Source organism: Streptomyces sp. NPDC058663 (assembly GCF_042716745.1).
GTDB lineage: Bacteria > Actinomycetota > Actinomycetes > Streptomycetales > Streptomycetaceae > Streptomyces.
Genome location: NZ_JBHXRV010000028.1, coordinates 81,165 through 106,864, shown reverse-complemented (window position 1 = coordinate 106,864; position 25,700 = coordinate 81,165). Strand labels below are relative to the sequence as shown.

The following is a 25,700-nucleotide window of genomic DNA, read 5'->3' as shown; positions in this document are numbered from 1 at the left end:
CTTGCGCGTACTGCTGACCGGACACCAGGGCTATCTGGGCACGGTGATGGCCCCGGTGCTCGCCGCCGCCGGGCACGAGGTCGTCGGCCTCGACTCCGGCCTGTTCGCGGAGTGCGTGCTCGGCCCGCCGCCCGCGGACCCGCCCGGACACCGGGTGGACCTGCGCGACGTCACGGCGGAGCACCTGGCCGGGATGGACGCCGTGATCCACCTGGCCGCGCTGTCCAACGACCCGCTGGGATCCCTCGCCCCCGACCTCACCTACGACATCAACCACCACGCGTCCGTCGCGCTGGCCCGGCTGGCCCGCGACGCCGGAGTGCGGCGGTTTCTGTACGCGTCGACCTGCTCGGTGTACGGCGCCTCCGGCAGCGCAGGACTGGTGAGCGAGGACGCCCCGCTGCGCCCGGTGACCCCGTACGCGGAGTCCAAGGTGCGGGTGGAGGACGACCTGCACGCGCTGGCCGACGGCGACTTCAGCCCGGTCTTCCTGCGCAATGCCACCGCCTTCGGCTTCTCGCCCCGGCTGCGCGCCGACATCGTGCTGAACAACCTCGTGGGCCACGCGCTGCTGTCCGGCGAGGTGCTGGTGCTCTCCGACGGCACCCCCTGGCGCCCGCTGGTGCACGCCGCCGACATCGCCCGGGCGTTCACGGCCGCGCTGGGCGCGCCCCGGGAAGCGGTGCACGACCGGGCGTTCAACATCGGCAGCGAGACCAACAACGTCACCGTCGCGGAGATCGCCGAGCAGGTCGCCGAGGCGGTGGACGGCGCGAAAGTGGTGATCACCGGGGAGAGCGGCGCCGATCCGCGTTCGTACCGGGTGGACTTCTCCCGGTTCCGCGAGGCGGTCCCCGGCTTCGACTGCGCGTGGACGGTGCAGCGGGGAGCGGCCGAACTCGCCGACGCTTACCAGAGGTTCGCCCTGACCCGGGAGGACTTCGAGCAGCGATTCACCCGGCTGGCCGTGCTGCGCGCGGCGTCCGACGCCGGCACCGTCGACGACACCCTGCGGTGGCGCCGATGACCGCGGCCGGAGCGCGGATGCACGCGCTGGTGGAGCGGCTGTACCCGCTGTGCCGCAGCATCACCGGCGACGGCGTGCGCGCCACCCTGGACGTCGTCGGCGAGTACCTCCCCCTCCAGGTGCACGAGGTGCCGACCGGAACCCAGGTACTGGACTGGACGGTGCCGCAGGAGTGGAACATCCGGGACGCGTACGTCGCCGACAGTGCGGGCAACCGGGTCGTCGACTTCGCCGCGTCCAGCCTGCACGTACTGGGCTACAGCGTGCCGGTGTCGCGGACCATGCCGCTCTCCGAGCTGCGCGCACATCTGCACACCCTGCCAAACCAGCCGGATCTGGTGCCGTACCGCACCAGTTACTACACCCCGCAGTGGGGATTCTGCCTGTCCCGGAAGACCCTGGACGCGCTGCCCGACGGCGACTACGAGGTGTGCGTCGACTCCACGCTCGCCGACGGCCACCTCACCTACGCCGAGCACGTGGTGCCCGGCCAGGTCGCCGACGAGGTGCTCGTCTCCTGCCACACCTGCCACCCGGCGCTGGCCAACGACAACCTGGCCGGGATCGCGGTGGCCACGTTCCTGGCCCGGGCACTGGCGGAGCAAACGCCCCATTACACCTACCGGTTCCTGTTCGCGCCCGGCACCATCGGCGCGATCACCTGGCTGGCCCGCAACAGGGAACGGGTGGACGCGGCATCCGCCGACCGGGCGGCGCCGGGAGCCGGCGGGCGGGTCCGGCACGGTCTGGTACTGGCCTGCGCGGGCGACCGCGGCGCTCTGACGTACAAGCAGAGCAGGCGCGGCGACGCGGAGATCGACCGGGTGATGCGGCACGTACTGGAGTCCTCCGAACGCCCGCACCGGATCGATGAGTTCACCCCGTACGGCTATGACGAGCGGCAGTTCTGCTCGCCGGGGTTCGACCTCGGGGTGGGTTCGCTCACCCGGACCCCGTACGCCGGTTACCCCGAGTACCACACCTCGGCGGACAACCCGGGCTTTGTCTCACCGGAGGCAATGGAGGACACCCTCGACGTCTGCCGCGAGGCGTTCGCCGTGCTCGACCGGAACCGGCGGTATGTCAACCTCAGCCCTTACGGCGAACCGCAGTTGGGCCGGCGCGGGCTGTACGGCTCGATCGGCGGGCGCAGCGACACGAAAGAGGCCCAGCTGGCCATGCTCTGGGTGCTCAGCATGTCCGACGGCGCGCACAGTCTGCTGGACGTCGCGGAGCGGTCCGCTCTGCCGTTCGGCGCCGTCGCCGCCGCCGCCGACGCCCTGCACGGTGCCGGGCTGATCAAGGCATGACACCCATGACCTCCGAGGGGGAACAGCCGGCGAAGCCCGCGGGCCGGGCCGGGACCGGGAGGCGGAGCGCCGGGCGTGCCGTCGCCGGACGGCTGTCCTGGGGGCTGGCCGATCAGGCGGCCTCCAGCATGACCAACTTCGCGGTGGGGCTCTACGTGGCCCGCTCGCTCGGGCTGACCGCGTTCGGCGTGTTCAGCCTGGCCTGGCTGACCTACGGCGTGGCGCTCAACGTCGCCCGCGGGCTGGCCACCGATCCCCTCGTGGTGCGCTTCAGCGGGGTGCCGGACGCGGTGTGGCGCCCGGCGGCCGCCCGCTCCTCGGGGGCGGCGCTCGCCGTCGGGACGGTTCTCGGCGCGGTGTGTCTGTCTGCCGGGCTCGCGGTCGGCGGACCGGTGGGATCCGCGTTGGCCTGCCTCGGGGTCGTACTGCCGGGGCTGCTGCTCCAGGACGCCTGGCGGTTCGCGTTCTTCGCCGCGGGTGAGGGGCGCAAGGCGTTCGTCAACGACGTCGTGTGGGGCCTCGCGCTCGTGCCTGCCATGGTCGTGGCGGCCCGCGTCGGCAGTGTGGCGGCGTTCGTGCTGGCCTGGGGGGCTTCCGCCGCGGTGGCCGCGGTGTTCGGCTCGTTCCAGTCCCGGATCCGGCCCCGGCCCGTCCTGGCACGCGGGTGGCTCCGGGAACAGCGCGACCTCGGCTACCGGTACCTGGTCGAGAACGTCAGCCTCAGCGGTGCGGCCCAGCTGCGGGCGTACGGGCTCGGCGCCCTCGTCGGAGTCGGCGCTGTGGGGGCGGTCCGGGGCTCCGAACTGCTGCTCGGCCCGTTCCTCGCCGTCCTCATGGGTCTTTCGCTGGTCACCGTCGCGGAGGCGGCACGCGTACTGCGGCGGGCCCCGCACCGGCTGTCGCCGTTCTGTCTGCTGCTCGGCGGCGGGCAGGCCGGCGCCGCGCTGCTCTGGGGCGGTGCACTGCTGCTGGTACCCGACAGGACCGGCACCCTCGTGCTCGGTGACGTCTGGCCCTCGGCGTCGGCGCTCATCGTGCCCGCCACCCTCGGTGTCGCGGGCGCCGGTCTCGGCGTCGGCGCGGCTGCCGGGCTGCGCGCCCTCGCCGCGGCCCGCCGCAGCCTGCGCTGCCAGCTCTTCGCCTCCGCCTGCTACGTCGGCGGCGGCCTCGGCGGGGCCGCGCTCGGCGGCACGGCCGGCTCCGCCTGGGGTGTCGCCGCCGCCACCGCCGCCGGCTCGGCCGTGTGGTGGCTGCAGCTGCGGTCCGCCCTGCGGGAGCACCACCCAGCCCCTTTACGTGAAATGAGGACACCATGACCGCCGTACCCCGGCTCAGCATCGGCCTGCCCGTGTACAACGGCGAGGAGTACCTCGCCGAGTCGTTCGACGCACTGCTCGGCCAGACCTACGAAGACTTCGAACTGGTCGTCTCGGACAACGCCTCGACCGACGGGACCGAGGAGATCTGCCGCAAGTACGCCGCCCGGGACCCGCGCATCCGGTACATCCGGCTGCGCCGGAACGTCGGCGCCGCACCGAACCACAACTACGTGTTCACCGAGTGCCGCGGCGAGCTGTTCAAGTGGGCCTCGCACGACGACCTGTACGCCCGGGACCTGCTGCGGGCCTGCGTGGAGGCGCTGGACGAGCGGCCCGAGGTGATCCTGGCGCACGCCGGCCAGGCCGTCATCGACGGCGGGGGAAGGGTGGTGGTCCCCTACGAGTACGGGCTCGACACCGACTCGCCGAGCGCGCCGGTGCGCTTCCGCAGCATGCTGTTCGAGCCCGGCGGCGACGACTTCTACGGGGTGATGCGGGCCGATGTGCTGCGCCGGGTGAAGCCGCACGGCAGCTACCACCATGCGGACCGCACGTTCGTCGCGGAGATCGGCCTGCACGGCCCCTTCCACCAGGTGCCCGAGCTGCTGTACTTCCGCCGGGACCACCCCACGCGGGCGGAACGGGCGAACCCTTCCAAGCGTGCCCGGTGCGTCAACCTGGACCCGCGCCGGGCGGGCCTGCTGCACCCGACGCCCCGGCTGCTCGCCGAGTACGTCGCGGGCTTCGTGTCCGCGATCCGGCGGGCACCGCTGTCGTCGGCCGACCGGCGGGCCTGTTACCGACACCTGGCCGCGTGGATGGCCAGCCGGGCCCGGCCGGACGCCGGAGAGCGGGTCGAGGACCGGGCCCCGGCCGTCCCGTCCCGGCTCGCCGTCTCCGTGGACTCCCTCGTCGCCGGTCGTGAGGGCCGTGCGGGCGGGGCCGGGCACGAGGGCGTGGAGAGGGGACAGGGATGAGGTCCCCTGCGGCGTCCGGGTGGGAAAGCCCGGTGCGTGTCGGGGTGTTCGGCCTGCTCGGGTCCGGAAACCTCGGCAACGACGGGTCACTGGAGGCCGTGCTCGGCCACCTCCGCGCCGAACACCCGGAGGCGGTCGTGGACGCGCTGTGCGGCGGACCCGAGGCCGTCACCGCCCGGTACGGGATCCCGGCGACGCGGCTGCACTGGTACCGGGGGGAGTACCGGACCGCCTCGCGGGCGGGCGCCGTCGCGGCGAAGGGTCTCGGCAAGCTCGTCGACGCCGTCCGCACCGCCGCCTGGGTGCGCCGGCACGACGTGGTGATCGTGCCGGGCATGGGCGTCCTGGAGGCCACCCTGCCGCTGCGGCCGTGGGGGTTCCCGTACGCACTGTTCCTGCTCTGTGCGTCGGGGCGGCTGTCGCGCACCCGGGTGGCGCTGGTCGGTGTCGGGGCCGGCCCGATCGGCAGCCGGCCCACCCGGGCCCTGGTGCGCTGGTCGGCGACGCTGGCGGCGTACCGCTCGTACCGGGACGCGCAGTCGCGGGACGCGATGCGGGCGATGGGTGTGGACACCGCACGCGACCGGGTCTGTCCCGACCTGGCGTTCGCCCTTCCGGTGCCGCCGCCTGCCGACGCGCCCCCTGGCCTGGTCTGCGTCGGCGTCATGGACTTCCACGGCGGCGACGACGACCGCGCCGGGGCCGAGGAGATCCACCGGCGCTATCTCGAAGGGACGACCCGTTTCGTCCGCACGCTGGCCGAGGAGGGCAGGCCGGTCCGGCTGGTCACGGGCGACGCGTGCGACGCGCCGGTGGCCGCCGCGATCCTCGACGCGGTGGACTCGCCGCTGGTCACCGCATCCGATGCGCACTCCCTGACCGGCCTGATGAGGGACATGGCGGCCGCCGACAGCGTGGTCGCCACCCGGTACCACAACCTGGTCTGCTCGCTGAAGACCAGCACACCGACACTCGCGCTGAGCTACGCGCCGAAGAGCGACGCGCTCATGGAGCGGATGGGGCTCGGCGCGTACTGCCACCCTGCCCGCGAGATAGACAACGCCGAACTCCTCGCACAGTTCAGGTCGTTGGAGAAGCACGCGGCAGAGCTGCGGCAGACTCTCGCCGGGCGTAACCAGCTGGCCGCACGGCAACTCCGGGACCACTTCTCCGACGTGGCCACGGCCCTGTTCCCTGCGGCCGACCCCACCGACACCCGGGCCCAGGCCCTGCGGGAGGCTCCATGAAGGCGACCGAAGTCCCGGCGATCGAGGGCGCGTACCTCTTCGAGCCGACGCCGTACGCCGACGAACGCGGTTTCTTCTGCCGCACCTTCGACGCCGACGTGGTCCGCTCGGTGGGCCTGGACCCGGACGCCTTCGTCCAGGACAGCGTGTCCCGCTCAGCCCGGGGGGTGCTGCGCGGGCTGCACCTGCGCTCGGGAGCCGGCGAGGCCAAACTGGTGCGGTGCTCGTACGGGAGGATCTTCGACGTCGCCGTCGACCTGCGCCCCGGCTCGCCGACGTATCTGGGACGGGCGTTCTTCGAGCTGTCGGACGCGACGCAGGCGACCCTGTACATCCCGGCCGGGTGCGCGCACGGCTTCCAGGCACTGTCCCAAGCCGCCGACACCTCCTACCGGATCGACCGCCCGCACGATCCGGCCGAGGACGTGACGATCGCCTTCGATGATCCGGAGCTTGCGATTCCGTGGCCGTTGGCACCCGTGCTCATGTCCTCGCGCGACCGCGGGGCGCCCGGCCTCGCGGAGGCCCTGAAGCGGGCGCTGCCGCAGGCCCCGACGCGGCCCCCGGCCCGGAAGGGGAGCTGAAGCCGCCATGGCGGACACCGAGGAGTTCTCCCTGCCCCGGTCGCGGGCGGCCAACGAGCGGCTGCACGCCCTGATCCCCGGGGGCGCGCACACGTACGCCAAGGGCGACGACCAGTACCCCGAGCACCTGGCCCCCGTGATCAGCCACGGCAACGGGGCGTATGTGTGGGACGTCGACGGCAACCGCTACGTCGAGTACGGCTCCGGCCTGCGCTCGGTCAGCCTCGGCCACGCACACCCGCGCGTGCTGGAGGCGGTGCGGCGGGAACTCGGCCGGGGCAGCAACTTCGTCCGGCCTTCCCTCCTGGAGGTCGAGGCCGCGGAACGCTTCCTGGCGACCGTGCCGACCGCCGACATGGTGAAGTTCGCGAAGAACGGCTCCGACGCCACCACCGCGGCGGTGCGCCTCGCCCGCGCCGTCACCGGCCGCCCCCGCGTGGCGGTCTGCGGCGACCACCCGTTCTTCTCCACCGACGACTGGTTCATCGGTACGACGCCGATGCCCGCCGGCATTCCGGCGGCGACCAAGGAGCTCACCGTTTCCTTCCCGTACGGGGACCTGGCGGCCACGGAGGACCTGCTTGTCCGGCACCGGGACGAGATCGCCTGTCTGATCCTGGAACCGGCCGGGCACACCGAACCGCCCCCCGGCTACCTGGAGGGCCTGCGCGCACTGGCCGACCGGCACGGCTGCGTGCTGGTCTTCGACGAGATGATCACCGGCCTCCGCTGGTCCGAGGCGGGCGCCCAGGGCCTGTACGGCGTCGTGCCGGACCTCTCGACCTTCGGCAAGGCCCTGGGCAACGGGTTCGCGGTGTCCGCACTGGCCGGACGCCGTGAGCTGATGGAGCGGGGCGGTCTGCGGCACTCCGCCGAGCGGGTGTTCCTGCTGTCCACCACACACGGTGCGGAAACCCACTCCCTGGCTGCGGCGATGGCCGTACAGACCACCTACTCCGAGGAGGGCATCACCGCCCAGCTGCACGCGCTCGGGAACCGGTTGGCCAAGGGGGTCCGCGCCGTGGCGTCCGGCCTGGGCGTCGGTGACCACCTCGTCGTCCGGGGGCGGGCCAGCAACCTGGTCTTCGCCACCCTCGACGAGAACCGGCAGCCTTCGCAGGAGTACCGCACCCTGTTTCTGCGGCAGCTCCTCGCGGGCGGGGTGCTCGCCCCGTCGTTCGTGGTGAGCAGCGCGCTCACCGAAGCCGACATCGACCGCACCGTCGACGTGGTGGCCCTTGCGTGCGTGGTGTACCGGCAGGCGCTGGACGCCGGCGACCCCACACCCTGGCTGGCCGGGCGGCCTGTGAAGCCGGTGTTCCGGCGTCTGGCGTGACGGGGCGCGTGACATCGGCGGGGCCGCCCGTGCGTGCGTGGCGGCGGCATGTCAGCGGTGGGCCCGGCTGCGCGTACGAGGTGGGGGCCTACGTCAGCGGTGGGCGCGGGCCTGGCTGTGTGCGCGAGGTGGGGGCCTACGTCAGCGGTGGGCGCGGGCCCGGCTGCGCGTGTCGGCCGTGGTGTCGACGAGCCACGCGGTCGCCGTGGTCACCGCCACGGCGGTGCAGCAGCCGCCCAGGGTGTCGGTGGCGTAGTGGGCGCCCAGCACGACCTGTGCCCAGCCCATGGCGGCGCCAGCCACCAGCGCGGCGGTGAGCGCGAGGAACATGCCCGCCCTTCTGCCGAGGCCGAGACGGCTCGCCGCGAGCAGCGCCACCGTGAGGGCGAGCGCGGCGAGAAAGGCGGTGTGGCCGCTCGGATAGGACAGGTTGTCGCCGTAGATGGTGCGCCCCACCAGGGGCTTGAGGAGCTTCGTCGTCCCCACGGCCACGCCTGGCGCGGCGACGACAAGCACCGCAGCGCGAGGCCACCGCATCAGCAGGCAGGCCGTCACGAGTGCCGCGACCAGTAACGCCGCGCCCGCGGGCTCCCCGAGAAAATCCGTGGCCAGGGCGATGTGCCGCCACGGCGCCCGCACACCCTCCGCCGGCGGCTGGAGCCACGCGTCCACCGTGCCGGGCCGGCTCCGGCCGGCGTACAGGACCCCGGCCACGACGACCGTGAGCGCGGCGAGGGCACCGATCAGCGCGAGCCACGCCCGCGACGGCGGCGGCAGCACCGCGGGCTGCGTTCGGCCGGTCACCCGCCCACCGCGTCCGGCCTGCCCACAGGGCGCAGGGACGCGGTGCGCCCGCTGCCACCGCCGCCCGGGCCTGCGCACACGTGCAACGCCTCCCGCACACCGTGCCCCACCAGTCGTCCCCCACCCTGCTCCGGGGCCCGCGTCCGGGCCGAACAACCCGGGCCCGCCGACCCGCACCGCACCCCGGCGGGGGCATCGGAACACGTATCGCCTTGCATCCCTGCCACCCTTGCCAGCAATCGGCCGCGGCAAACGCCCGTCACCTCTGCGGGAACCGGGCTTCGCCCGAAGGAACCAGGGCGTCCGGCCCGTCCACGCCACCAGCTTCTCGATGTCCGGCGCGCCGTCGGGTACGTCCACCACGGGACCGAACGGAACCGGGCCGCCCCGGCGTTCAGCGGGAAGCGCACGCCGTACAGCGGAGGCGCAGAGAGCCACGACCTCGGGGTCCCAGGCGGGGTGCTGTCCGGTCGCGGTGGCCATGTCCCAGGTGTGGACGGTGAATTCCACGGTGAAGGAGCCCGCCGCGACAGCGCCGGGGAGGGAGCCGAACGGCAGGGTCAGCGGGCGGCCGAGAACCCCCGGCTCCGCCCAGGCGTCCCGGGCCGCGCGGAGCGCCTGTTCCCATGCCTTCAGCACGGTGTCGTCGGCGAGGTCCTCGGCGACGGCGGGAACGCTCAGCGCATCGCCGCCGTTGCCCGCGACGGCGATGCGGCGCAGACAGACGACGAGGTGGCGCGCGAGTTGCCCGACGGTGTACTCGGTGCAGGGGGTCGGCAGAGCGAACTGGTCGGCCTGGCGGTCGAACTGGCCGCGCTGTACGGGCCCCCGACGACCGACCAGGGATGACGCGTCACATCCTCCGGGCGCCCGCCTTGATCGCCTCGCGGATCCGCACGTACGTACCGCACCGGCAGATGTTGCGGATGCCGTCCAGGTCGGTGTCCGTGATCTCACGGCCCTCTTCCCGGACCCGGCGCACCAGGGCGACGGCCGTCATGATCTGGCCGGGCTGGCAGTAGCCGCACTGGGACACGTCCTGGTCGAGCCAGGCCTCCTGCATGGGGTGCAGATCGGCTCCGGCCGTGGCGGGGAGACCTTCGATGGTGGTGACCTCGTCGGTCGGACGCAGGTCCTTCACGGGGATCGCGCAGGGGTTGGCGGCCTTGCCGTTGAGGTGACTGGTGCAGGCCTTGCAGACGTTGATCCCGCAGCCGTACTTGGGGCCCGTGATGCCGAGGATGTCGCGCAGCACCCACAGCAGCCGTTCGTCGTCGGCCGCGTCGACCGTGACTTGTTCGCCGTTGACGCGGAAGGTGTGTTCAGGCACGGGGCTCACTTCTTTCGACGGACGGCGGCACCGCGGGCGGTGGCAGCTCGGGGCTTGTCTCAGCGCACATGGTCGATGCCGTCCGTCGGGGAGGCCGGTACGGGCGGCACGGTCGGCTTCGGCTCGAAGGACAGTGTGCCGTGGTTGATCGGGAAGACCGTCGGCATGGTCCCGGTGGCGCGGCCGTAGGCGCACGCGACCGCCGCCGCCGAGGCCGCGACCGCCAGCTCCCCCGCGCCGCCCGGCTTTTCGGAGGTGGGGGGCATGACGACGATCTTGAGCTCGGGAGGGGTGTTCCACTGCCGGGTGTAGAAGTAGTTGTCCCAGCTCGCTTCGAGGAAGTGCCCGTCGCGCAGGTGCAGGGACGCGGTCAGCGTCTGGGCGATGCCGTCCATGATCCCGCCCATCATCTGGGCTTCCAGTCCGCGCGGGTTGACGGCGAGACCCGCGTCGACGGCGCAGACCGCCTTGGTGACGCGCGGCCCGGCCACACCGTCCCGTACCGGACGGCCGACGGTTTCCGGGCGGCAGTCGATCTCGACGAGCACCGCGCTCACCGAGTGGTACTCGTTGTGCAGGGCGACTCCCTGGGCGGTGCCTTCGGGCATCTTGCGGCCCCACTCGCCCACTTCGGCGACCTTGTCCAGCACGGCACGGGCCCGGTCGTCGCGCAGGAAGTCGCGGCGGAACCGGAGCGGGTCCTTGCCCATCTTCTCCGCGAGCCGGTCCACGATCAGTTCCCGGGCGCACACCACGTCGGGCGAGTAGACGCCGCGCATGCTGCCGGTGTTGAAGCCCTTGTCGGTCTCGGCGAGCAGCCTGCTGTACACGCCGAATTGGTACGGCATGGACTGCGACAGCTGGAAGAAGGTCTCCGAGAAACCGATGTCACCGACCGGCAGCTTCGCCACCAGCGAGGTGAACACCTCACCGAGCCCGTGCCCGAGGTCCGTGGCGACACTGGTGTGCCGCTGCTTGTACCCGAGTACGGAATTGCCCAGATAGGCGGCCCGCACCCGGGAGGTGGCCATGGGGTGCACGCGGCCCTGGCGGGAGTCGTCGGCCCGGTGCCACATCAGCTTGACGGGCTTCTGGAACTCCTTCGAGATCTCGGCGGCTTCGAGCGCCGCGTCGAAGAACAGCCTGCGCCCGAACGAGCCGCCGCTCTCGGTGACGTGCACGGTGACCTTGTCGCGCGGCAGGCCGATCCGGGTGGCGATGGCCTGCTGGGCGACGATCGGCGACTTGAGCCCGGACCAGATCTCGGCGCGGTCGGGCCGTACGTCGGCGATGGCGCAGTTGGTCTCCAGGGCGCTGTTGCTGCGGAAGTGGAAGGTGAAGGTGGCCTCGACCGAGGGTGTTACGGCGGGCAGCCCGAGCCACAGCTCGGCGTCCTTGAGCTCCTTGCGGACACTCTCGTCCGACCTGCCCTCGGCGGTGCCGGGCTTCCAGGACACCTTGAGGGCGCGTACGGCGTCGATGCACTGGCCGAAGGTACGGGCGCGTACGGCGACGCCCGTGGACACGGCGGCGACATGGGTGACGCCCGGCATGGCGCGGACCGCTTCGAGGTTGGCGACGGGCCCCGGTCTGCCGTTGAGCGTCGGCGGGCGGCACACCATGGTCGGCAGGGCATCCGGGACCTGGAGGTCCATGGCGAACTTCTTGCGCCCGGTGACGGCTTCGAGTGCGTCGATACGGTTCTGGGGCGTGCCGATGACGCGGAACGAGCGGTGCTCCTTCAGCGCCACGGAGACCTTCCGCGGCTCGGCGGCGGCGGCCTTCTCGGCGAGCGCGCCGATGCCGATGCTCCTGCCGAGCGGGCCGGTGACGACCCCGGCCCGCAGGGAGAGGTCGGCGACCGCCGCACCGAGCACGAGGGCCGCCGCGTCGAGGAGCCGGCCGCGTGCGACGGCGGCGGCCACCCGGACCGGGGTGAAGGTCGAGATCGTGGTGTTGGAGGCACCGGTGAACTGGTTGAACAACAGCTCCGGGCGGGCGTCGGCCAGTGTCACCCGCACCTTCTCCAGGGGTACGTCCATCTCCTCGGCGATCAGCATCGCGGTGGAGGTGGTGATGCCCTGCCCGACCTCGGCGCGCGGGAGGGCAAAGGAGACGGTGCCGTCCTTGTTGACCACGATCGTGAGGAGGTTCGAGGTGGGGAGGGCGGCGAGGGTCAGTACGTCGTTGAGGTCGACGAGGTCGGTGAGATCCGCGGACGGCACCGCGGTCCCGGCCCCTGCCGCAGCACTCCCCCGGGCTTCCGCCTCGGGCGCCAGGCCGAACTCGGCTGCGGCCGTGAGGGTGGGGGCAGCCAGCACGTACCCGAGAAAACGCCTGCGGTCGAGGCCGGACCCGGGCTCGGGGCCCTCCTCGCCCTCCCTGCCCGGACCGTCCAATCCGTCTGTGCGCAACGGCACCTGACGCCCCCTCACCCACTCTGCGACACGGCCCCCGAGTGTATGCGCCCGCCGGGTCAGCCCGACCTGGGGGGCTTCTGCGTATCGAAGGCGAAGAGTGTGTTCCTGGCCGCGGCCACGATTACCGCTCGTCCCGCGACGGTCACCCGCGGACTCGCGCCCTGCTCCCCCGTCAGGCCCTCTGCCTGCGGGTCCGTCGCCCACAGGGGGGTGCCGTCGTGCGGAGAGAGTGCGACCACCCGGCCGGTGGCCGAGCTGAGGTAGAGCGCCCCGGCTCCCGCCACCGGGCCCGACGCGCCCTCGACGCTGGTCTGGCGTGACCACTTCTTGCGTCCTGTCGCCGGGTCGAGCGCCGTGACCAGGCCGGTCTGCCCGCTGATGAAGACGGTGCCGTTCGCCATGCCGGGCGTGCCCGCGTACGTCTTGGGCAACGGGGAGTACGTGACCTTGCGTGCGGCCGGGTCGGCCCGCGCCACCCCGTCGTAACCGGTCTGCGCGGGTCCCTCCCTGTGCTCCTGGAGGAAGACGAGGCTGTGGCCCGCGACACCCATCGGCACTGCGGGGCCCTTGATCGTGAGGGGCCCGCCCAGGGCCCCGGTGGCGCGGTCGAGCGTACGCAGGGTGGGGCGGCGCACCTCCGACGCGTCCACCTCGGTGCGCGCCGCGCACATCGCGTGGAGCACGTCGCCCGCCGGAACGGGCGAGCACTGGGTGCCTGCCGGGAACCGTGTGGTCCAGGCGGTCCTGCCGCTGTGCGCGTCCCTGGCCTCGAAACGGGAGTTGGCCGCGTCGACGGTGACCACGGTGGAGCCGATCACCACGGCGTCCTGGCTGCGGCCCGTGACGGCCCTCGACTGGGCGCCGGAGGGCACGGACCACAGTTCCCGGCCCTTGGCCGCGTCGAGCGCAACCACCTCGACGACGGGGCCCCGGGGGTCGCTCTCGTCGGCGAACCGGTAGCCGAGCACCGTGTCGTCCGTGGCGCCCACCAGGTGCATGCCCTGAACGGGCACGCCCGGGCTCTTCGCCGTCCACACCCGCGAGCCGTCGGTGGCCCTGACCCTGGTCGCGACCACTCCGCCGCCCCCGCAGAACAGCGCGTCCCTGTGGGCGACGCACCGCAGCTCGTCCGGGATGTCCTCACGGCCGCCCAGCACGGTCCTGTGCCACGGTGCGAAGCCGTCCGGCAGTGCGGCGGCCGGCGCGGCGACGCTGTGCGCCTTGTCGTCCGGGCTGTTCCGGCCGAATCCTTCGGCCATCAGAGCGGCGCCCCCGCCGCCGATCGCCGCCACCGCGACGGCGGCCGCGAGCACGGGCCGCCACCGGCCGCGCAGCAGGCGCCCTCGGGTGACACCGGGGCGGCCGGTACCGGAACGGGCAGGGGCGGCGCCCGGGGCTGCCTGCCCGGAGGTGGCCGTCGCCGAGGAGAGGTGCGACGAGGAATGCTGTGGTGCGCCGGCTCCGGTGGGGAGATGGTGCTGGGTGTGCGTGTCGCGGGTGCGGCCCGCGGCGTCCGCTGCCCCGGCCGTGGTGCTGCCGCCGAGGTCCGTGGGCAGGTCCCGGAGCAGCATGAGGAGTTCGTTCGCCGAGGGACGTCCCTCGGGTTCCTTCTCCAGACAGGGGGCGACGGCCGCGCGCAGCGCCTGCGGCACGGCGTCCAGTGCGGGCTCCTCGTGCACCACCTGATAGGCCGTCATGTACGGGCTGTCCGCGTCGAAGGGGCCCTGCCCGGTCGCCGCGTACACCAGCAGGGTCCCCAGCGAGAAGACGTCGGACCGCGGTCCCACTCCGCGCGGCGCCTGCAACTGTTCCGGCGACATGAAGGGCGGCGTGCCGATGACGCGTCCCGTCATCGTCAGGGTCTGCTGGTCCAGGGCGCGCGAGATGCCGAAGTCGATGACGCGCGGGCCCTCGGGCGAGAGCACGACGTTGGAGGGCTTCAGGTCGCGGTGCACGACTCCTGCCCGGTGGATGTCGCGCAGTGCCTCCGTCAGACCGATGGCGAGCGTCCGCAGCTCCGCGCCGGTCAGCGGGCCCTCGGCCGCGATGTGCTGGGCGAGCGTGTGCCCCTCGATGTACGTCGTGGCCATCCATGGCTGCTCGGCGTCCGGGGCGGCGTCGACCACGGCTGCGGTGAACGCGCCGCTCACCCGTCTGGCCGCCGCCACCTCCTGCCGGAAGCGGATGCGGAACTCCTCGTCCCCCGCGAACTGCTGGTGGATCAGCTTGATCGCGACGGGCCGCCCGGAGTCCGTACGGGCGAGGAAGACGGTGCCCATGCCGCCCGAGCCGAGCCGCGCCTCCAGCAGATAGCCGCCGATCTCGGTGGGGTCACCTCCGCGCAGGGACACTCTTCCCGACCTCCTGTCCCCCGTGCACCTCTGCCACCACGGGCCCGCTTGTCCGTCCTGCCACCCAAACTAGCTGCTGGGAGGTGCGGCTCGGCAACGCGGGTGAGAAAGGGGTGGGAGGTACTGCGGTCCGTGCCGCATGATGTGCGCAAGGACGCGCGAGGCGTGGCCTTGGCCCCTGGTCGTGCGGGCGTGGGCGCCACCATGTGCCGGTGTGGCGCGGTGAAGGGAGATCCTGTGGAGCCGTCGGACCTGCGCCGCGCGGTGGAGGCGGCCCGGTCGGCCGTTTCGGAGCTGGGACTTCAGGCCGACGAGGTGGCCGTCGTCCACAATTCGGACCGCGTCGCGCTGCGTCTGGCGCCCTGCGAGGTACTGGTCCGGGTCGCGCCCGTGGCGCAGCGGGCGGATGCCGAGTTCGAAGTGGAGGTCGCACGACGCCTCACGGAGGCCGGGGCCCCGGTGGCCGAGCTCGACCCCCGGGTGGCGCCCGGTGTCCTGGTGCGGGACGGCCTCGTCCTCTCGTTCTGGACCTACTACCCGCCCACGGGGCCGGGGGTCGCACCGGCCGACTACGCGGACGCCTTCGTGCGCCACCACGCGGCGCTGCGCCGGATCGCTCTGGACGCGCCGCACTTCACCGCTCGGGTGGCCGCCGCACTGAACGTGGTGAACGACCGGGAGCTGTCCCCCGGACTTCCTGACGCGGAGCGGGAGTTCCTCAGCGGCACGCTGGGGGGACTGGGCGCCGCTGTCGGTGCCGCGCGGACGGGCGATCAGCTGCTGCACGGCGAGCCGCATCCGGGGAACCTGCTCAGCACGAGGAGGGGTCCGCTGTTCGTGGACCTCGCCACGTGCTGCCGCGGCCCGGTCGAGTTCGACCTCGCCCACGCGCCCGAGGAGGTGGCCAGGCACTACGCGGGGGCCGACCACGATCTGGTCCACCGGTGCCGCGCCCTCAACTGGGCGATGTTCTCGGCCTGGCGCTGGCGCAGGGACGACCAGATGCCCGGCCGGGCGCGGGAGCGGGTGGAGGGGTTGGCGCGGGTCCGTGCCGCGCTCGGGCGCTGCGGACCGCGGTAGGCGCCCCCGCCGCGCCCGTCGGGGTGGGCGGCGACGGGGGCGGCGGACTTCCCGGCAGGGCTGTCGCGAAGGTGCGGTTCAGTTCCTGGTGAGCCGTACCGGCAGCGCGCGCAGGCCGCCGACGATGAAGCCGCCCGCCGGTTCCAGGGACTCCTCGGGGACCGCGAGGTGGATACCGGGGAAGCGGGCGAAGAGGGCCGGGAGCGCGATCCTGGCCTCCATGCGGGCCAGCGGCGAGCCGATGCAGTGGTGGATGCCGTGGCCGAAGCTGAGGTGCTCGGCACTGGGGCGCCGTACGTCGAAGGCTTCCGCCGTGTCGCCGTGCTGGTGCGGGTCCCGGCCGGTGGCCGCGAAGGACGCCAGGATCGCCTCGCCCTTGCGGATGGTGGGGCCTTCCGGAATCGCGATGTCCTCGACGGCGTACCGCAGCGGCAGGTTGGCCACGCTGGGCGCCCAGCGCAGGGTCTCCTCGATGACGTCGTTCCAGGCCACCTCGCCCGCGAGCACCAGGGCCAGCTGCTCGGGGTGGGTGAGCAGGGCGTGCACCGCGTTGCCGATGAGGTTGACGGTGGTCTCATGGCCGGCGACCAGAACCAGCAGGAGCGTGTCGATCAGCTCCTGCTCGGTCATCTTCTGGCCGTCCTCGTCCCGGGCGCCGACCAGGACGCTGGTCAGGTCGTCGGCGGGCTCCTTGCGCTTGAGGGCGGCCAGGCCCTTCAGCAGTTCCTGGATGGCCACGTAGGTGGCTCCGGCCTCCTCCGGGTCGACGGAGGTCATGATGATCTCCGACATCCGGGCCAGCTCGGTGCGGGTGCCGCCCTCGGGGATGCCGAAGAGCTCGCAGATCACCTGCATCGGCAGCGGGTGGGAGAAGCTCTCGCGCAGATCGACCACGGACCCGGCCGGGGCCTTGTCCATCCGGTCCAGGAGGTCGGCGGTGATGCGCTCGACGGAGGGCAGCATCGCGTCGGTGCGCCGCGCCGTGAAGGCCGGTGCGATCAGCTTGCGCAGCCGCCGGTGGTCACTGCCGTACGCCGTAAACATGTTGTTGACGCCGACCCAGGTGGCCAGCCAGCTGTCCTGGTACTCGCCGCGCTGCCAGGCGGGCCAGTGCCGGCGCGCGTCCTTGGAGACCCGGGGGTCGGTCAGCAGTTCCTTGAGGAGCGAGTGCCGGGTGATGGCCCAGGCCTCGGGCCCGTCGGGCAGCTGGACGAGAGTGGCGGCGCCTAGGGCGCGGAGACGGCCTGCTTCCGCGTGGACGTCGGTTCCTGCCGGGTCGATGGCGACGGGCTGCTGTCCCATGGGGTGGCTCCTGCCTGCTGGGGGGTGATGGGGGTGAAACGGGCCGGGAGTGCCGCGAGGGCCCGCTGGAAGCCGCCGGGCCGCCACTGCAACGGCTCGCCGGGGGCGGCGAGTTCGATGTCGGAGAGCCAGGCGGTGAGCCGTTCGATGGCGGTGGTGGCGATCACCAGCGCGTGCCGTTGCACGGGGCATCCGTGCGGGCCCGACGACCACGAGAGGTGGGCGCCGGCGCCGGAGCGGCCCTCTTCCAGGGACACCGGTCCGGCCTGCGTGTTGGCGGCCGCGTAGGAGACCAGGACGAGTTGCCCCGCCCTGACCCAGGTGCCGTGGAAGAACACGTCGCGGCGCGGGTAGTGGGCGGAGTAGTTGGCCATCGGCGGGTCGTTCCACAGCACTTCCTCGATGGCGTCGCGCGCGGTGAGCGCGCCGCCGGAGAGGGTGCTGTAGTAGCGGTCGTCGGAGAGCATCCGGGAGAGCGCGTTGCCGATGAGGTTGCCGAGGGGCTCGTTGCCGGCGGCCATCGTCAGCACGATCTGCTGGATGACCTCTTCGTCGGACAGCCCGTTGGGGTGGTCCATGAACCAGGACGTCACATCGGGGCCGCGCTGCGCCTTCTTGGTGGCGACCATCTCCATGATGTACGCCTCGAACGCCGCGTTCGCGCTGTTTGCCTCTTCGGGCGAGGCGCCGTCCATCAACCCGCCGACGGCCGCGATCAGCTGGAGTCCGTAGGAGTCCGGCATGCCGAACAGGTTGTTGAACATCAGCATCGGCAGCAGCTGCGCGTACTGCGAGACGAGGTCGGCCCTGCCACTCGCGCCGAAGCCCTGGATGAGGGTGTCCGCGGCGTGCCGTACCCGGGCGCGCAGCTCGTGCGGCTCGACCAGCCGGAAGCTGTCGGTGATCACCTGGCGGTAGCGCCTGTGCACCTCGCCGTCGTTGAACAGGGCGTTGGGCCGCCAGCCCAGCATCGGGATGACCGCCGAATCGGGCGGCACCGTCTCCATCCAGGCGCGGGAGTCCTTGGACCAGGTGGTGTCGTCGTTGAGCAGTTCCAGTGCGGCGCGGTAGTCGGTGACCAGCATGGCCGTCACGTCCGGGGCGATCTCCACCGGGGCGAGGGCTCCGTACTGGCGCAGGTGCGCGTAGTAGCGGTGCGGGTCCGCGGCGAACTCGGGGTCGTAGAGCCGCACCAGCGTGTCGCGGCCCGCTCCGTCGAGCGGGTGGGCACCCGCGGCGTGCACGGGGCAGCCCGGCGGCGGTGCGGCACCTGGGGGGTGCGGGGAGGTCAAGGGTTCTCCTGGGGCGTGTGGGCCAGTACGTGCCCGACGAGCGCGATGAGGGCCTCGACGGATTCGTTCCGGTCGCGGGCGTCGCACATCACGAGCGGGGTGTCGGGGTGCAGGTCGAGGGCGTCGCGGAGTTTCCCGGCGTCGTAGTGCGGGGCGTCGGGGAAGGTGTTGACGGCGACGGCGTACCGCAGGCCGGCCTCCTCGATGATGTCCATCACTTCGAAGGAGTCGGCGAGGCGGCGGGTGTCGGCGAGGACCAGGGCGCCGAGGGCGCCGCGTGCGATGTCCTGCCACAGGGGCCGGAACCGCTTCTGTCCGGGGGTGCCGAACAGGTACAGCACCAGGTCGCCGGGGAGGGTGAGCCGCCCGAAGTCGATGGCGACGGTGGTGGTCGTCTTGTTCCGGACGCCGGCCAGGTCGTCCACGGCCGCGCCGGACTGCGTCATCACCTCTTCGGTGTGCAGCGGCGGCGTCTCGGAGAGCGTGCGGATGAGCGTGGTCTTGCCGACGCCGAACGGCCCGGCGACAAGGAGCTTGACCAGGGTCTGGTCGGCGCCGGACAGGTACATGCCGGTGGTGTCAGGACTTGAGAGAGCGGAGTCCATCGAGAACCCTCTCCAGGATCTGCCGGTCGAATTGCTCGGCTTCGGGGATGGGGATGCGGGCGTACAGCCGGCCGGCGTCGACGAGGTCGGCCACCAGGACCTTGGCCACACTGACGGGCAGCCCCAGGTGGGCTGCGACCTCGGCCAGAGACAACGCCCCGGGTTCCAGGAGCTCCAGGATGCGGAGCTCCTCCGGGCGTACCTCACCGGTGACCGGCATTCCCGCGCTGCGCAGCAGGGAGAGCCTGTCCAGCGTGTTGCGGCTGGGCGTGGCCCGCCCGCCGGTCGCCAGGTAGGCCGGTACGAGGCGCCTGTTGCTCTGGCGCGGGGTCATACGGGGCTGCCGGCTTCCCGGGCCGGGCTGTTCATCACCTTGTTGCCGAGGGTGGTCACCTGCACCTGCATGTGGTGGGCGACGACACCCATGTTGACCTCGGGCGCCGCGAACACGGCGAGGCAGGTGTTCCGCCCGGCGGGGATCGCGAAGACCCAGCCCTCCTCGGACTCGATGACCGTCTGGCGCAGGGTCGCGTCGTCCTGTCCGGCGAAGGCGGCGGTCACCGCGCGCCCGGCGCCCTGGAGTGCGGACATCATCGCGGCGACACCCTCGGCGGCCTCCCGTGCGAGCCCCGGGGAGGCGCCCTCGACGAAGCCGTCGCCGGAGATCACGGCGGCGTGGGTGACGTGCGGCAGCTCCAGGAGCGGGGCCAGCACCCAGGACTTGTCCTCGGTGACGCGGCGGCGTGCGGGGCTGTTCATGAGTGTGCGTTCCCTTCCGGACTGCGAGGGGGCCGGGGCCGGGCGGCGGCCCGCCCCGATTCGGTGCCCTGCTGGAGGGCGGCCCAGCGCGACGCGTTCTCCTCCGGGGTCCTCGCGGGGGCCGGTTCGGTGCGCGGGGCGCTCTGCTGGACCTCGGAGGCGGGCCTGCGGCGGTTCCTGCGGGGCAGTTCGCCGTCGGCCGGGGTGCCGGAGCCGGTCTCCTGCGCCGGTGCCGGTGCCTCGCCTGCGGTGCCCGCCGCGCCCGCAGGGGCTCCGGCGGCGAGGGGTGCCGTGCGGGTCGGCAGGGGGGTGTGGGGGCGGTCCGGCGTGCCGGAGTGGTGCGCCTGTGGTGCCATGGCGGACATGGGCCGGCTGCTTTCGTCGAGGACGGTCAGCAGGGGGTCGCCGGGGATGTACACGACGGCACGCACCCCGCCGTACGGGGAGGGTTCGACGTGCACGCCGAAGCCGTACTGCCGCACCAGCTGCCCCGCGGCGGCGAAGCCGGTCCGCGGCGGGTCGCCGAGCTGGGTGAACAGGAGCTGGTCGTCGCCCGACAGCAGTTCCTTGGCGCGCTGGAGTTCGTCCGCGTGCATGCCGACGCCGTAGTCGTCGATGATGACCGAAGCGCCCCGGTTGCCCTGCTGGAGGGTGACGGCGACCGGCAGTCCGTGGTGGGAGTGGTGCAGTGCGTTGGCCAGCAGCTCGGTGACGGTGATGGCGACGGGTTCGACGGCCCGGGCGACGACGGCCACCGGGTCGCGCAGCTGGTTGCTGATCTGTACCCGCTCGTAACCGCGGAGCCGCGAGGAGGCGCCGACGACGAGTTCGGCGAGGTAGGAGTCCTCCCGGGTGAGTCCGGGCCAGGCGCCGCAGACCACTCCGGTGGCCTGGACGCGGCGCAGCGCCTGTTCGTTGAGGAAGTCGGCGGCCAGCAGGTCCTGGGCGATGCCCGGGTCGTCGTAGCGGTGCTGCATCTCCTGCAGGGAGGTCTGGAGCTGGTAGAGCAGCGCCTGGATGGTGGTCGTCGCGCCGCGCAGGGTGGACTGCGCCGCCGCGTCGACGCGCTCGCGTTCCTTGGTGACGGCCACGCCGGTCCGCTCCAGTACGGCGCTGAGCGCGCGGTCCGTGCCGGTGCCGGCGAACCGGCTGTCGAGCAGGGGACGCACCGTCATGTGGGGGTGGGCGAGTGCCAGCGCGAGATCGGGGAGCCGGGCGTCGGCGAGATGCTGGATCTCGGCTTCCAGGGCCCGTAGCCGGGCCGTCAGCTCGGCGTTGCCGTGGGTCGAGGAGGTGTACTGCCCCTCTGCGGTGGCCAGACGCTGTCGGAGTTCGGCGCTGTGCATCCGGGCGCGGGCCAGGGCCACCGCCGAGGCGAGGGCGGCGGCCGTTCCTGCGCTGAGGCACCAGAGCAGCGCCTCGGGTATGGATGTCATCGATTTCCTCGGGTGGGGGACGGTTCAGGTCGGTCCGCCGCACCGGGCGGCGCCGATCTTCGTGCGATGCTACCCGCGAGTTGACGGACCGTAAGCTGATGGTCATATCGCGACGGAGAAGTGCGGAAGGTTCGCTTCCGTCCGCGATGCCCGGTGGGTGGCGTCATGACCGCACCTCGAACCGCCGCTGCCCGTAAGGGACTTCGTACCGCGCGGGGGCTCTGCGGGTTCCGCTCCCCCGCTCGGCCTTCACCCGTATGCGTGCCGGACTCTTCCGCGGTTCATGGGGCCGTCCCGGCATTTCCATGCCTGTGACGCGTGTGGTTGCCGCGTGCTTCACCTTGTTGTACGCACCATCGAGGCGTGACGACAACTCGTAGCGCCACCGCGCGCAGCAGCCGTGCCCCACGCCCGGGTTCCCACGCCGGCGAGACGGGACGCCGGGCCTTCCTCACCACGATGGGTGGACTGGCCACCACCGTCGCCCTCGGCGTTCCCGCCTACGCCTCCGACGCGGCACGCGATGCCGCCACCGCGAACGAGTACGTGGATGTACAGCTGCTCAACATCTCCGACCTGCACGGATACCTGCAGGGCCCGACCGGCAGCGACTCCGTGATCTACGGCAACGGCGGCAAGAAGTACACCGTGGGCGGGGTCGCCGCCATGGGTGCGCATCTGGAACGGCTGCGGAACGGGCGGCTCAATTCGCTGTTCTTCGCACCGGGCGATCTCTTCTCCGGATGGGAGTTCGATGCCGCCGCGTTCTCCGACGAGCCCACCATCGAGGCACTGAACCGGATGGGGATGGACTTCGCCACCGCCGGCAACCACGAGTTCGACAAGGCGCCTTCGCATCTCCAGCGGCACATGCTGGACGGGCACGCCTATCCGGTCATCGGACAGGACACCGGCTTCGTGGACTCCACGGGGCGCCGGTTCCGTGGGGCCGACTTCCCGTACTACAGCGCCAACGTGGCATGGCGGAGAAGCGGAATGACGGTGCTGCCGCCGTACCACGTGGAGTGGGTGCGCGACCCGCTGGGCCGGAGATATCCCATCGGGTTCATCCACCTCACCGCCGTCGGCACCGAGGCGTTCCCCAACTCCTTCCACCCGGGGCTCAGGACCCTCGACGAGATCGCCACAGCCGACCGGTGCGCCAAGGAGCTCAAGCGGCGCGGCGTGAACGCGATCGTGCTCTCCGTGCACGACGGCGCGGTCGCGGGCACCGACTTCAACAGCGGCAGCGACCCGTCCGGGCCCGCCTACGACCTGGCCCTGAAGGTCTCCTCCGACATCGACGCCATTGTCTGCGGGCACTGGCACACCCGGTTCAACATGATGGTGCCCGATCCGGACGGCAACCCCCGCCCGTTCGTCGAGGCCGGCTACCACGGCCAGGTCATCAACGAGATCAACCTGCGGCTCGACCCCGCTACCGGCAGGGTCGTCCGTCAACTGACCGTCTCGACCAGCCACCCCAATTCCCGCGACATCACCCCGCACCCGGGCCTCAAGGAAATCGCCGACTACTGGGCGGGACAGGCCGCGGAACGCGAGCGCAGCCGGATCGGCCGGCAGAGCGGGCCGATCACCCGGGCCAGGAACGGGACCGGGCAGAGCACCATGGGCGACCTGGCGGCGGACTGGGCGCTGTGGGCCGCGCGCAGACCGGCCCCTTGGCACGACGACTCCAACATCCACCCGCACGCCCCCGCGCAGCTCGCCCTCGTCGCGCTCGCGCCGACGGTCGGCCAGTCCTTCGTCCGGGGCGATCTGGTACCGGCCGCGGGCAGCGACGCGGTGACCTTCGGGCAGGCGTGGCGGGCGATCGGCTACGGCTGCCCCACGGTGTGCGTCAAGGTGACGGGCCGGCAGATCCACGACGCACTGGAACAGCAGTGGTCCACGGGTGCGGACGGTACGTTGCGGTTCGCGCCCCTCGCGGTGTCCGGCAACGTCCGCTACTCCTTCGACGCGGCGGGCCCGGTGGGTGACCGGGTCGACCCGGCCGAGGTGCGCATCGACGGGGCGCCGCTGCTGCTCGACAGCGACTACCGGCTGGCCACCGCTTCGTACACGCTGCTCGGGATGGACGGCTACCCGGCGCTCAGCACCTACCGCGAGCCCTACCGGCACCAGCGCGACTTCGAGAGCTTCGTCGCGTTCGTCCGCGCACAGGAGGTGCTGACACCGTCCGCCCGGGACCGGGTGACGGCGAAGAACACCCTGGCACCGAGCGCCGGGGCCGGCGTGGTCACCGATCCGCCGGTGCCGGTGCGTGAGGACGGTTCACCGCTGCCGCCCTCGGTCGCGGCGATCGTCTCCGCGGGCGGGCCGCACGCCGTACGGCGCGGGGGTTTCCGGCCGCCCTGCTGAGACCGGCGCCCAGGGCCGCGCGGGACACGGCGCGGCCGGGGACCGCCGAGGGCCCGTCGGAGTGTCCGACGGGCCCTCGGCGTCACAGGCGGTCAGCGCTCGACGCCGTGGACACTCGGAGCGGCCGGCAGCACGGGCGTGCCCGGAACGCTGGGAGCGGCGGGCACCGCCGCGGTGCCGGGGGCGCTCGGAGTGGCCGGCAGGGCCGGGGTGGCGGGGGCGCTCGGAGCGACAGGCAGAGCGGGGGCGGCCGGGGTGGCCGGCAGGGCGGGGGCGGCCGGCGGCTTCGGCACCTCGGGGGCACCCGCTACGGTCGGCAGCTTCGGCAGGCCAGGCAGGTCCGCGGCAGGGAGTCCGCCGGTCAGCACGGTGCTCACCACGACGTTGACGCACGCGGTGACGGTGGCCTGGACCGCGGTGGCGACGGCCGTCGGGTCCCCCTTCTGGGCGGCCTTCAGCAGCGCGTCGACATCGGCCTGCAGGTCGGCCAGCGCCTTGGCCATGAGGTCGGCCGGCGCGGCACTCCTGGGAGCGGAAACAGCCTTCGCCGCCTTGGCGATGGCCTCCGTCGCCTCCTCGCCGAGCTCGGTGGCGTCGGTGGCGGACAGCTTGCCACCGGGGGCCGCGAGGACCGCGTTCATCAGGTCCGTGACGGGCTCGAGTACGTCGGCGGTGTCACCGAGCACCTTCGTCTGCTTGCCGAGCGCGCCCGCGCCCGGGATCGGAGCACTCGCGTCGACGGCGGCGAGAGGCGCGCCAACGGCGGAGAGGGCCGGGCCCGCGGTGCCCAGGGCGAGGGCGCCGCACACAGCGGTCGAGAGCAGAAGACCGGCGGTCCGGGACATGCGCATGAAGGGGGTCCTTTCGGAAGGAGCGTGGGTGGTGCTCCTCTCCACCGTCCGGAGCGTGGTGGCTCTGCGCAATATTTCGCCTACCCACAGTGACAAGCCATGGCCGTTCATGGTCCTCGTCCAAGCCCGCTGGCCTCGCGTTTCTCCGATGTGCCAAAGGGCGTGCGGGTGCGTCCGATCAGGGGGTGCCGGGCCGGGCGAGCGCCCTCACAGGTCCTGTTCCGGCCAGCCGAGCAGGCGGGCGCCGACCACCGCCGTCTGGAGCGTGTAGCGGTGCATGGGCTCCCCCGGGTCGGCTCCGGTCAGCTGGTGGATGCGCTCCAGGCGGTAGGTCACCGCGCGCACGCTCAGTGTGAGCCGGCGCGCGGCCTCGGCGGCGACGCAGCCGGTGTCGAAGTAGGCGGTGAGGGTCTCCAGCAGCGGCTCGGCCCCGCCGCGGGCCTGCCGCAGGGGGCCCAGCACACTGCCCACGAGGTCGGCCATCGCCTGGCGGTCCCGGGTGAGCACGGGGTAGACCAGCAGGTCGGCGGCGTGCAGCACCGGCCCCTCGAGGTCCATGCGGACTGCCAGGTCGAGGGCGTTGAGGGCCTCTTCGTAGGAGTGGACGACGCCCCCGGCGCCCGGGTGGGCGCGGCCGATGGCGACCCGGCCGCCGTCGGTGGCCGCGTGCGCCTGCTTGGCGAAGTAGGCGAGGACGTCGGACTGGTCGGCCGGGGCGATGCAGATCAGCCGGCCGTCCTTGGTGGTGAGGAGAATGCGGCGGTCGCCGAACCGGGCGACCAGGGACTGCTCGACGTGGCGGGGGACCGGGGAGCCGTCGTGGTAAGGGGCTGCCCCCTGGGCCACCGCCACCGCGTGGGCGTGCGAGAGGAGCAGGCCGAAGCGTTCCGCGCGCTCGGCGAGGCGGCCGAGGTCGCTGCGGCCGTAGAGCAGGTCGTCGATGAACTCCCGTCTCGAAGCCTCCTCCTGACGTACCGCCAGGTACTGGGCACGTTCGTGCCCCTCGGCGAAGGCGTCCACCGCCTGTTCGACTACGCCGAGCAGATGGGCACTCTGGGTCTGCGACATGCCGGGGCGGGCGTCCTGGGCCGCGCCGAGGTGAGCACGGACCAGGGTGCGCAGACCGATGCCCGCCTCGGCGGCCCGTTCGCCGCGGCGCCGCAGCGCGTCGCGTTCGGCCCTGGTGAGGTTCCTGCCGGTGGCACAGGCGTCGCGCAGGGTCTGGACGTACCCGTCGAGGTGTTCTTCGGGGACTCCCTGGTCCGTCACGCTGTCTCCTCGGTGCTGG

Annotated in this window: 21 protein-coding genes and 1 pseudogene; 9 read left to right on the top strand and 13 right to left on the bottom strand. The window is 72.7% G+C overall.

What is annotated here, in order from left to right:
• Position 1 precedes the first annotated feature (1 nt).
• Genes ACFWVV_RS21490 through ACFWVV_RS21460 form a run of 7 tightly spaced genes read left to right on the top strand, consistent with a single transcriptional unit; the run spans position 2 to position 7,800 of the window.
• Complete coding sequence (locus ACFWVV_RS21490) at positions 2-1,027, top strand: NAD-dependent epimerase/dehydratase family protein (protein WP_384353443.1); 1,026 nt, start codon at positions 2-4, stop codon at positions 1,025-1,027.
• Positions 1,024-2,337: a DUF4910 domain-containing protein gene (locus ACFWVV_RS21485; protein ID WP_384353446.1), complete on the top strand. Its 1,314-nt coding sequence runs from the start codon at positions 1,024-1,026 to the stop codon at positions 2,335-2,337. Before ACFWVV_RS21490 ends, ACFWVV_RS21485 begins: the two co-directional genes overlap by 4 nt.
• Positions 2,338-2,342: 5 nt before the next feature.
• Positions 2,343-3,653: a hypothetical protein gene (locus ACFWVV_RS21480; RefSeq protein ID WP_384353449.1), complete on the top strand. Its 1,311-nt coding sequence runs from the start codon at positions 2,343-2,345 to the stop codon at positions 3,651-3,653.
• Positions 3,650-4,633 (top strand): glycosyltransferase family 2 protein, encoded by a 984-nt coding sequence (locus ACFWVV_RS21475; protein ID WP_384353452.1) that lies wholly within the window; start codon positions 3,650-3,652, stop codon positions 4,631-4,633. Before ACFWVV_RS21480 ends, ACFWVV_RS21475 begins: the two co-directional genes overlap by 4 nt.
• Complete coding sequence (locus ACFWVV_RS21470) at positions 4,630-5,880, top strand: polysaccharide pyruvyl transferase family protein (protein ID WP_384353455.1); 1,251 nt, start codon at positions 4,630-4,632, stop codon at positions 5,878-5,880. Before ACFWVV_RS21475 ends, ACFWVV_RS21470 begins: the two co-directional genes overlap by 4 nt.
• Positions 5,877-6,464, top strand: coding sequence for a dTDP-4-dehydrorhamnose 3,5-epimerase (rfbC, locus tag ACFWVV_RS21465; protein WP_384353458.1), 588 nt, complete (start codon positions 5,877-5,879; stop codon positions 6,462-6,464). Before ACFWVV_RS21470 ends, rfbC begins: the two co-directional genes overlap by 4 nt.
• Before the next feature lie 7 nt (positions 6,465-6,471).
• Complete coding sequence (locus ACFWVV_RS21460) at positions 6,472-7,800, top strand: glutamate-1-semialdehyde 2,1-aminomutase (RefSeq protein ID WP_384353461.1); 1,329 nt, start codon at positions 6,472-6,474, stop codon at positions 7,798-7,800.
• Between the two features lie 141 nt (positions 7,801-7,941).
• Here the strand turns inward: ACFWVV_RS21460 and ACFWVV_RS21455 are convergent, their stop codons facing one another.
• From ACFWVV_RS21455 to ACFWVV_RS21435, 5 genes and pseudogenes are all read right to left on the bottom strand, one after another.
• Positions 7,942-8,604, bottom strand: a complete 663-nt coding sequence (locus tag ACFWVV_RS21455; RefSeq protein ID WP_384353666.1) for a phosphatase PAP2 family protein — start codon at positions 8,602-8,604, stop codon at positions 7,942-7,944.
• A gap of 363 nt (positions 8,605-8,967) precedes the next feature.
• Positions 8,968-9,561: pseudogene (locus tag ACFWVV_RS21450) on the bottom strand (TIGR03086 family metal-binding protein); the annotation flags it as partial.
• A complete protein-coding gene (locus tag ACFWVV_RS21445) occupies positions 9,458-9,934 on the bottom strand; it encodes a (2Fe-2S)-binding protein (protein WP_384353464.1) in 477 nt (158 codons plus the stop codon). The pseudogene ACFWVV_RS21450 and the gene ACFWVV_RS21445, both read right to left, overlap by 104 nt.
• A 59-nt stretch (positions 9,935-9,993) precedes the next feature.
• On the bottom strand, positions 9,994-12,333 hold the full coding sequence (locus tag ACFWVV_RS21440) for a molybdopterin cofactor-binding domain-containing protein (RefSeq protein WP_384353668.1): 2,340 nt from the start codon (positions 12,331-12,333) through the stop codon (positions 9,994-9,996).
• 77 nt (positions 12,334-12,410) lie between these two features.
• Positions 12,411-14,705 carry a serine/threonine-protein kinase gene (locus tag ACFWVV_RS21435; RefSeq protein ID WP_384353467.1) on the bottom strand — a complete coding sequence of 765 codons (2,295 nt, stop codon included), beginning with the start codon at positions 14,703-14,705 and terminating at the stop codon, positions 12,411-12,413.
• Positions 14,706-14,942: 237 nt separating this feature from the next.
• On the opposite strand from ACFWVV_RS21435, the gene ACFWVV_RS21430 reads away from it, so the two are divergent.
• Positions 14,943-15,785 carry a phosphotransferase gene (locus ACFWVV_RS21430; RefSeq protein WP_384353470.1) on the top strand — a complete coding sequence of 281 codons (843 nt, stop codon included), beginning with the start codon at positions 14,943-14,945 and terminating at the stop codon, positions 15,783-15,785.
• 78 nt (positions 15,786-15,863) lie between these two features.
• Here ACFWVV_RS21430 and ACFWVV_RS21425 read toward each other — a convergent pair whose 3' ends face one another.
• The 6 genes from ACFWVV_RS21425 to ACFWVV_RS21400 are packed head-to-tail and all read right to left on the bottom strand — an operon-like array spanning position 15,864 to position 21,179.
• Positions 15,864-17,087, bottom strand: coding sequence for a cytochrome P450 (locus ACFWVV_RS21425; RefSeq protein WP_384353473.1), 1,224 nt, complete (start codon positions 17,085-17,087; stop codon positions 15,864-15,866).
• Positions 17,012-18,379, bottom strand: a complete 1,368-nt coding sequence (locus ACFWVV_RS21420; RefSeq protein ID WP_384353476.1) for a cytochrome P450 — start codon at positions 18,377-18,379, stop codon at positions 17,012-17,014. Before ACFWVV_RS21420 ends, ACFWVV_RS21425 begins: the two co-directional genes overlap by 76 nt.
• Positions 18,376-18,984, bottom strand: a complete 609-nt coding sequence (locus tag ACFWVV_RS21415; RefSeq protein ID WP_384353479.1) for an ATP/GTP-binding protein — start codon at positions 18,982-18,984, stop codon at positions 18,376-18,378. The genes ACFWVV_RS21420 and ACFWVV_RS21415 overlap by 4 nt, the downstream gene beginning before the upstream one ends.
• Positions 18,959-19,318, bottom strand: coding sequence for a DUF742 domain-containing protein (locus ACFWVV_RS21410; RefSeq protein ID WP_384353481.1), 360 nt, complete (start codon positions 19,316-19,318; stop codon positions 18,959-18,961). Before ACFWVV_RS21410 ends, ACFWVV_RS21415 begins: the two co-directional genes overlap by 26 nt.
• On the bottom strand, positions 19,315-19,743 hold the full coding sequence (locus ACFWVV_RS21405; RefSeq protein ID WP_384353484.1) for a roadblock/LC7 domain-containing protein: 429 nt from the start codon (positions 19,741-19,743) through the stop codon (positions 19,315-19,317). Before ACFWVV_RS21405 ends, ACFWVV_RS21410 begins: the two co-directional genes overlap by 4 nt.
• The gene (locus ACFWVV_RS21400) at positions 19,740-21,179 is read right to left on the bottom strand and encodes an ATP-binding protein (RefSeq protein WP_384353487.1); all 1,440 of its coding nucleotides are present in this window, start codon (positions 21,177-21,179) and stop codon (positions 19,740-19,742) included. Before ACFWVV_RS21400 ends, ACFWVV_RS21405 begins: the two co-directional genes overlap by 4 nt.
• Positions 21,180-21,542: 363 nt before the next feature.
• Here ACFWVV_RS21400 and ACFWVV_RS21395 point away from each other — a divergent pair, with 363 nt between their 5' ends.
• Positions 21,543-23,561, top strand: a complete 2,019-nt coding sequence (locus tag ACFWVV_RS21395; RefSeq protein WP_384353490.1) for a bifunctional metallophosphatase/5'-nucleotidase — start codon at positions 21,543-21,545, stop codon at positions 23,559-23,561.
• A 92-nt stretch (positions 23,562-23,653) separates the two neighbouring features.
• Here the strand turns inward: ACFWVV_RS21395 and ACFWVV_RS21390 are convergent, their stop codons facing one another.
• Positions 23,654-24,412 (bottom strand): hypothetical protein, encoded by a 759-nt coding sequence (locus ACFWVV_RS21390; RefSeq protein WP_384353493.1) that lies wholly within the window; start codon positions 24,410-24,412, stop codon positions 23,654-23,656.
• A gap of 207 nt (positions 24,413-24,619) precedes the next feature.
• A complete protein-coding gene (locus ACFWVV_RS21385) occupies positions 24,620-25,681 on the bottom strand; it encodes a PucR family transcriptional regulator (RefSeq protein ID WP_384353496.1) in 1,062 nt (353 codons plus the stop codon).
• Between the last annotated feature and the right edge of the window lie 19 nt (positions 25,682-25,700).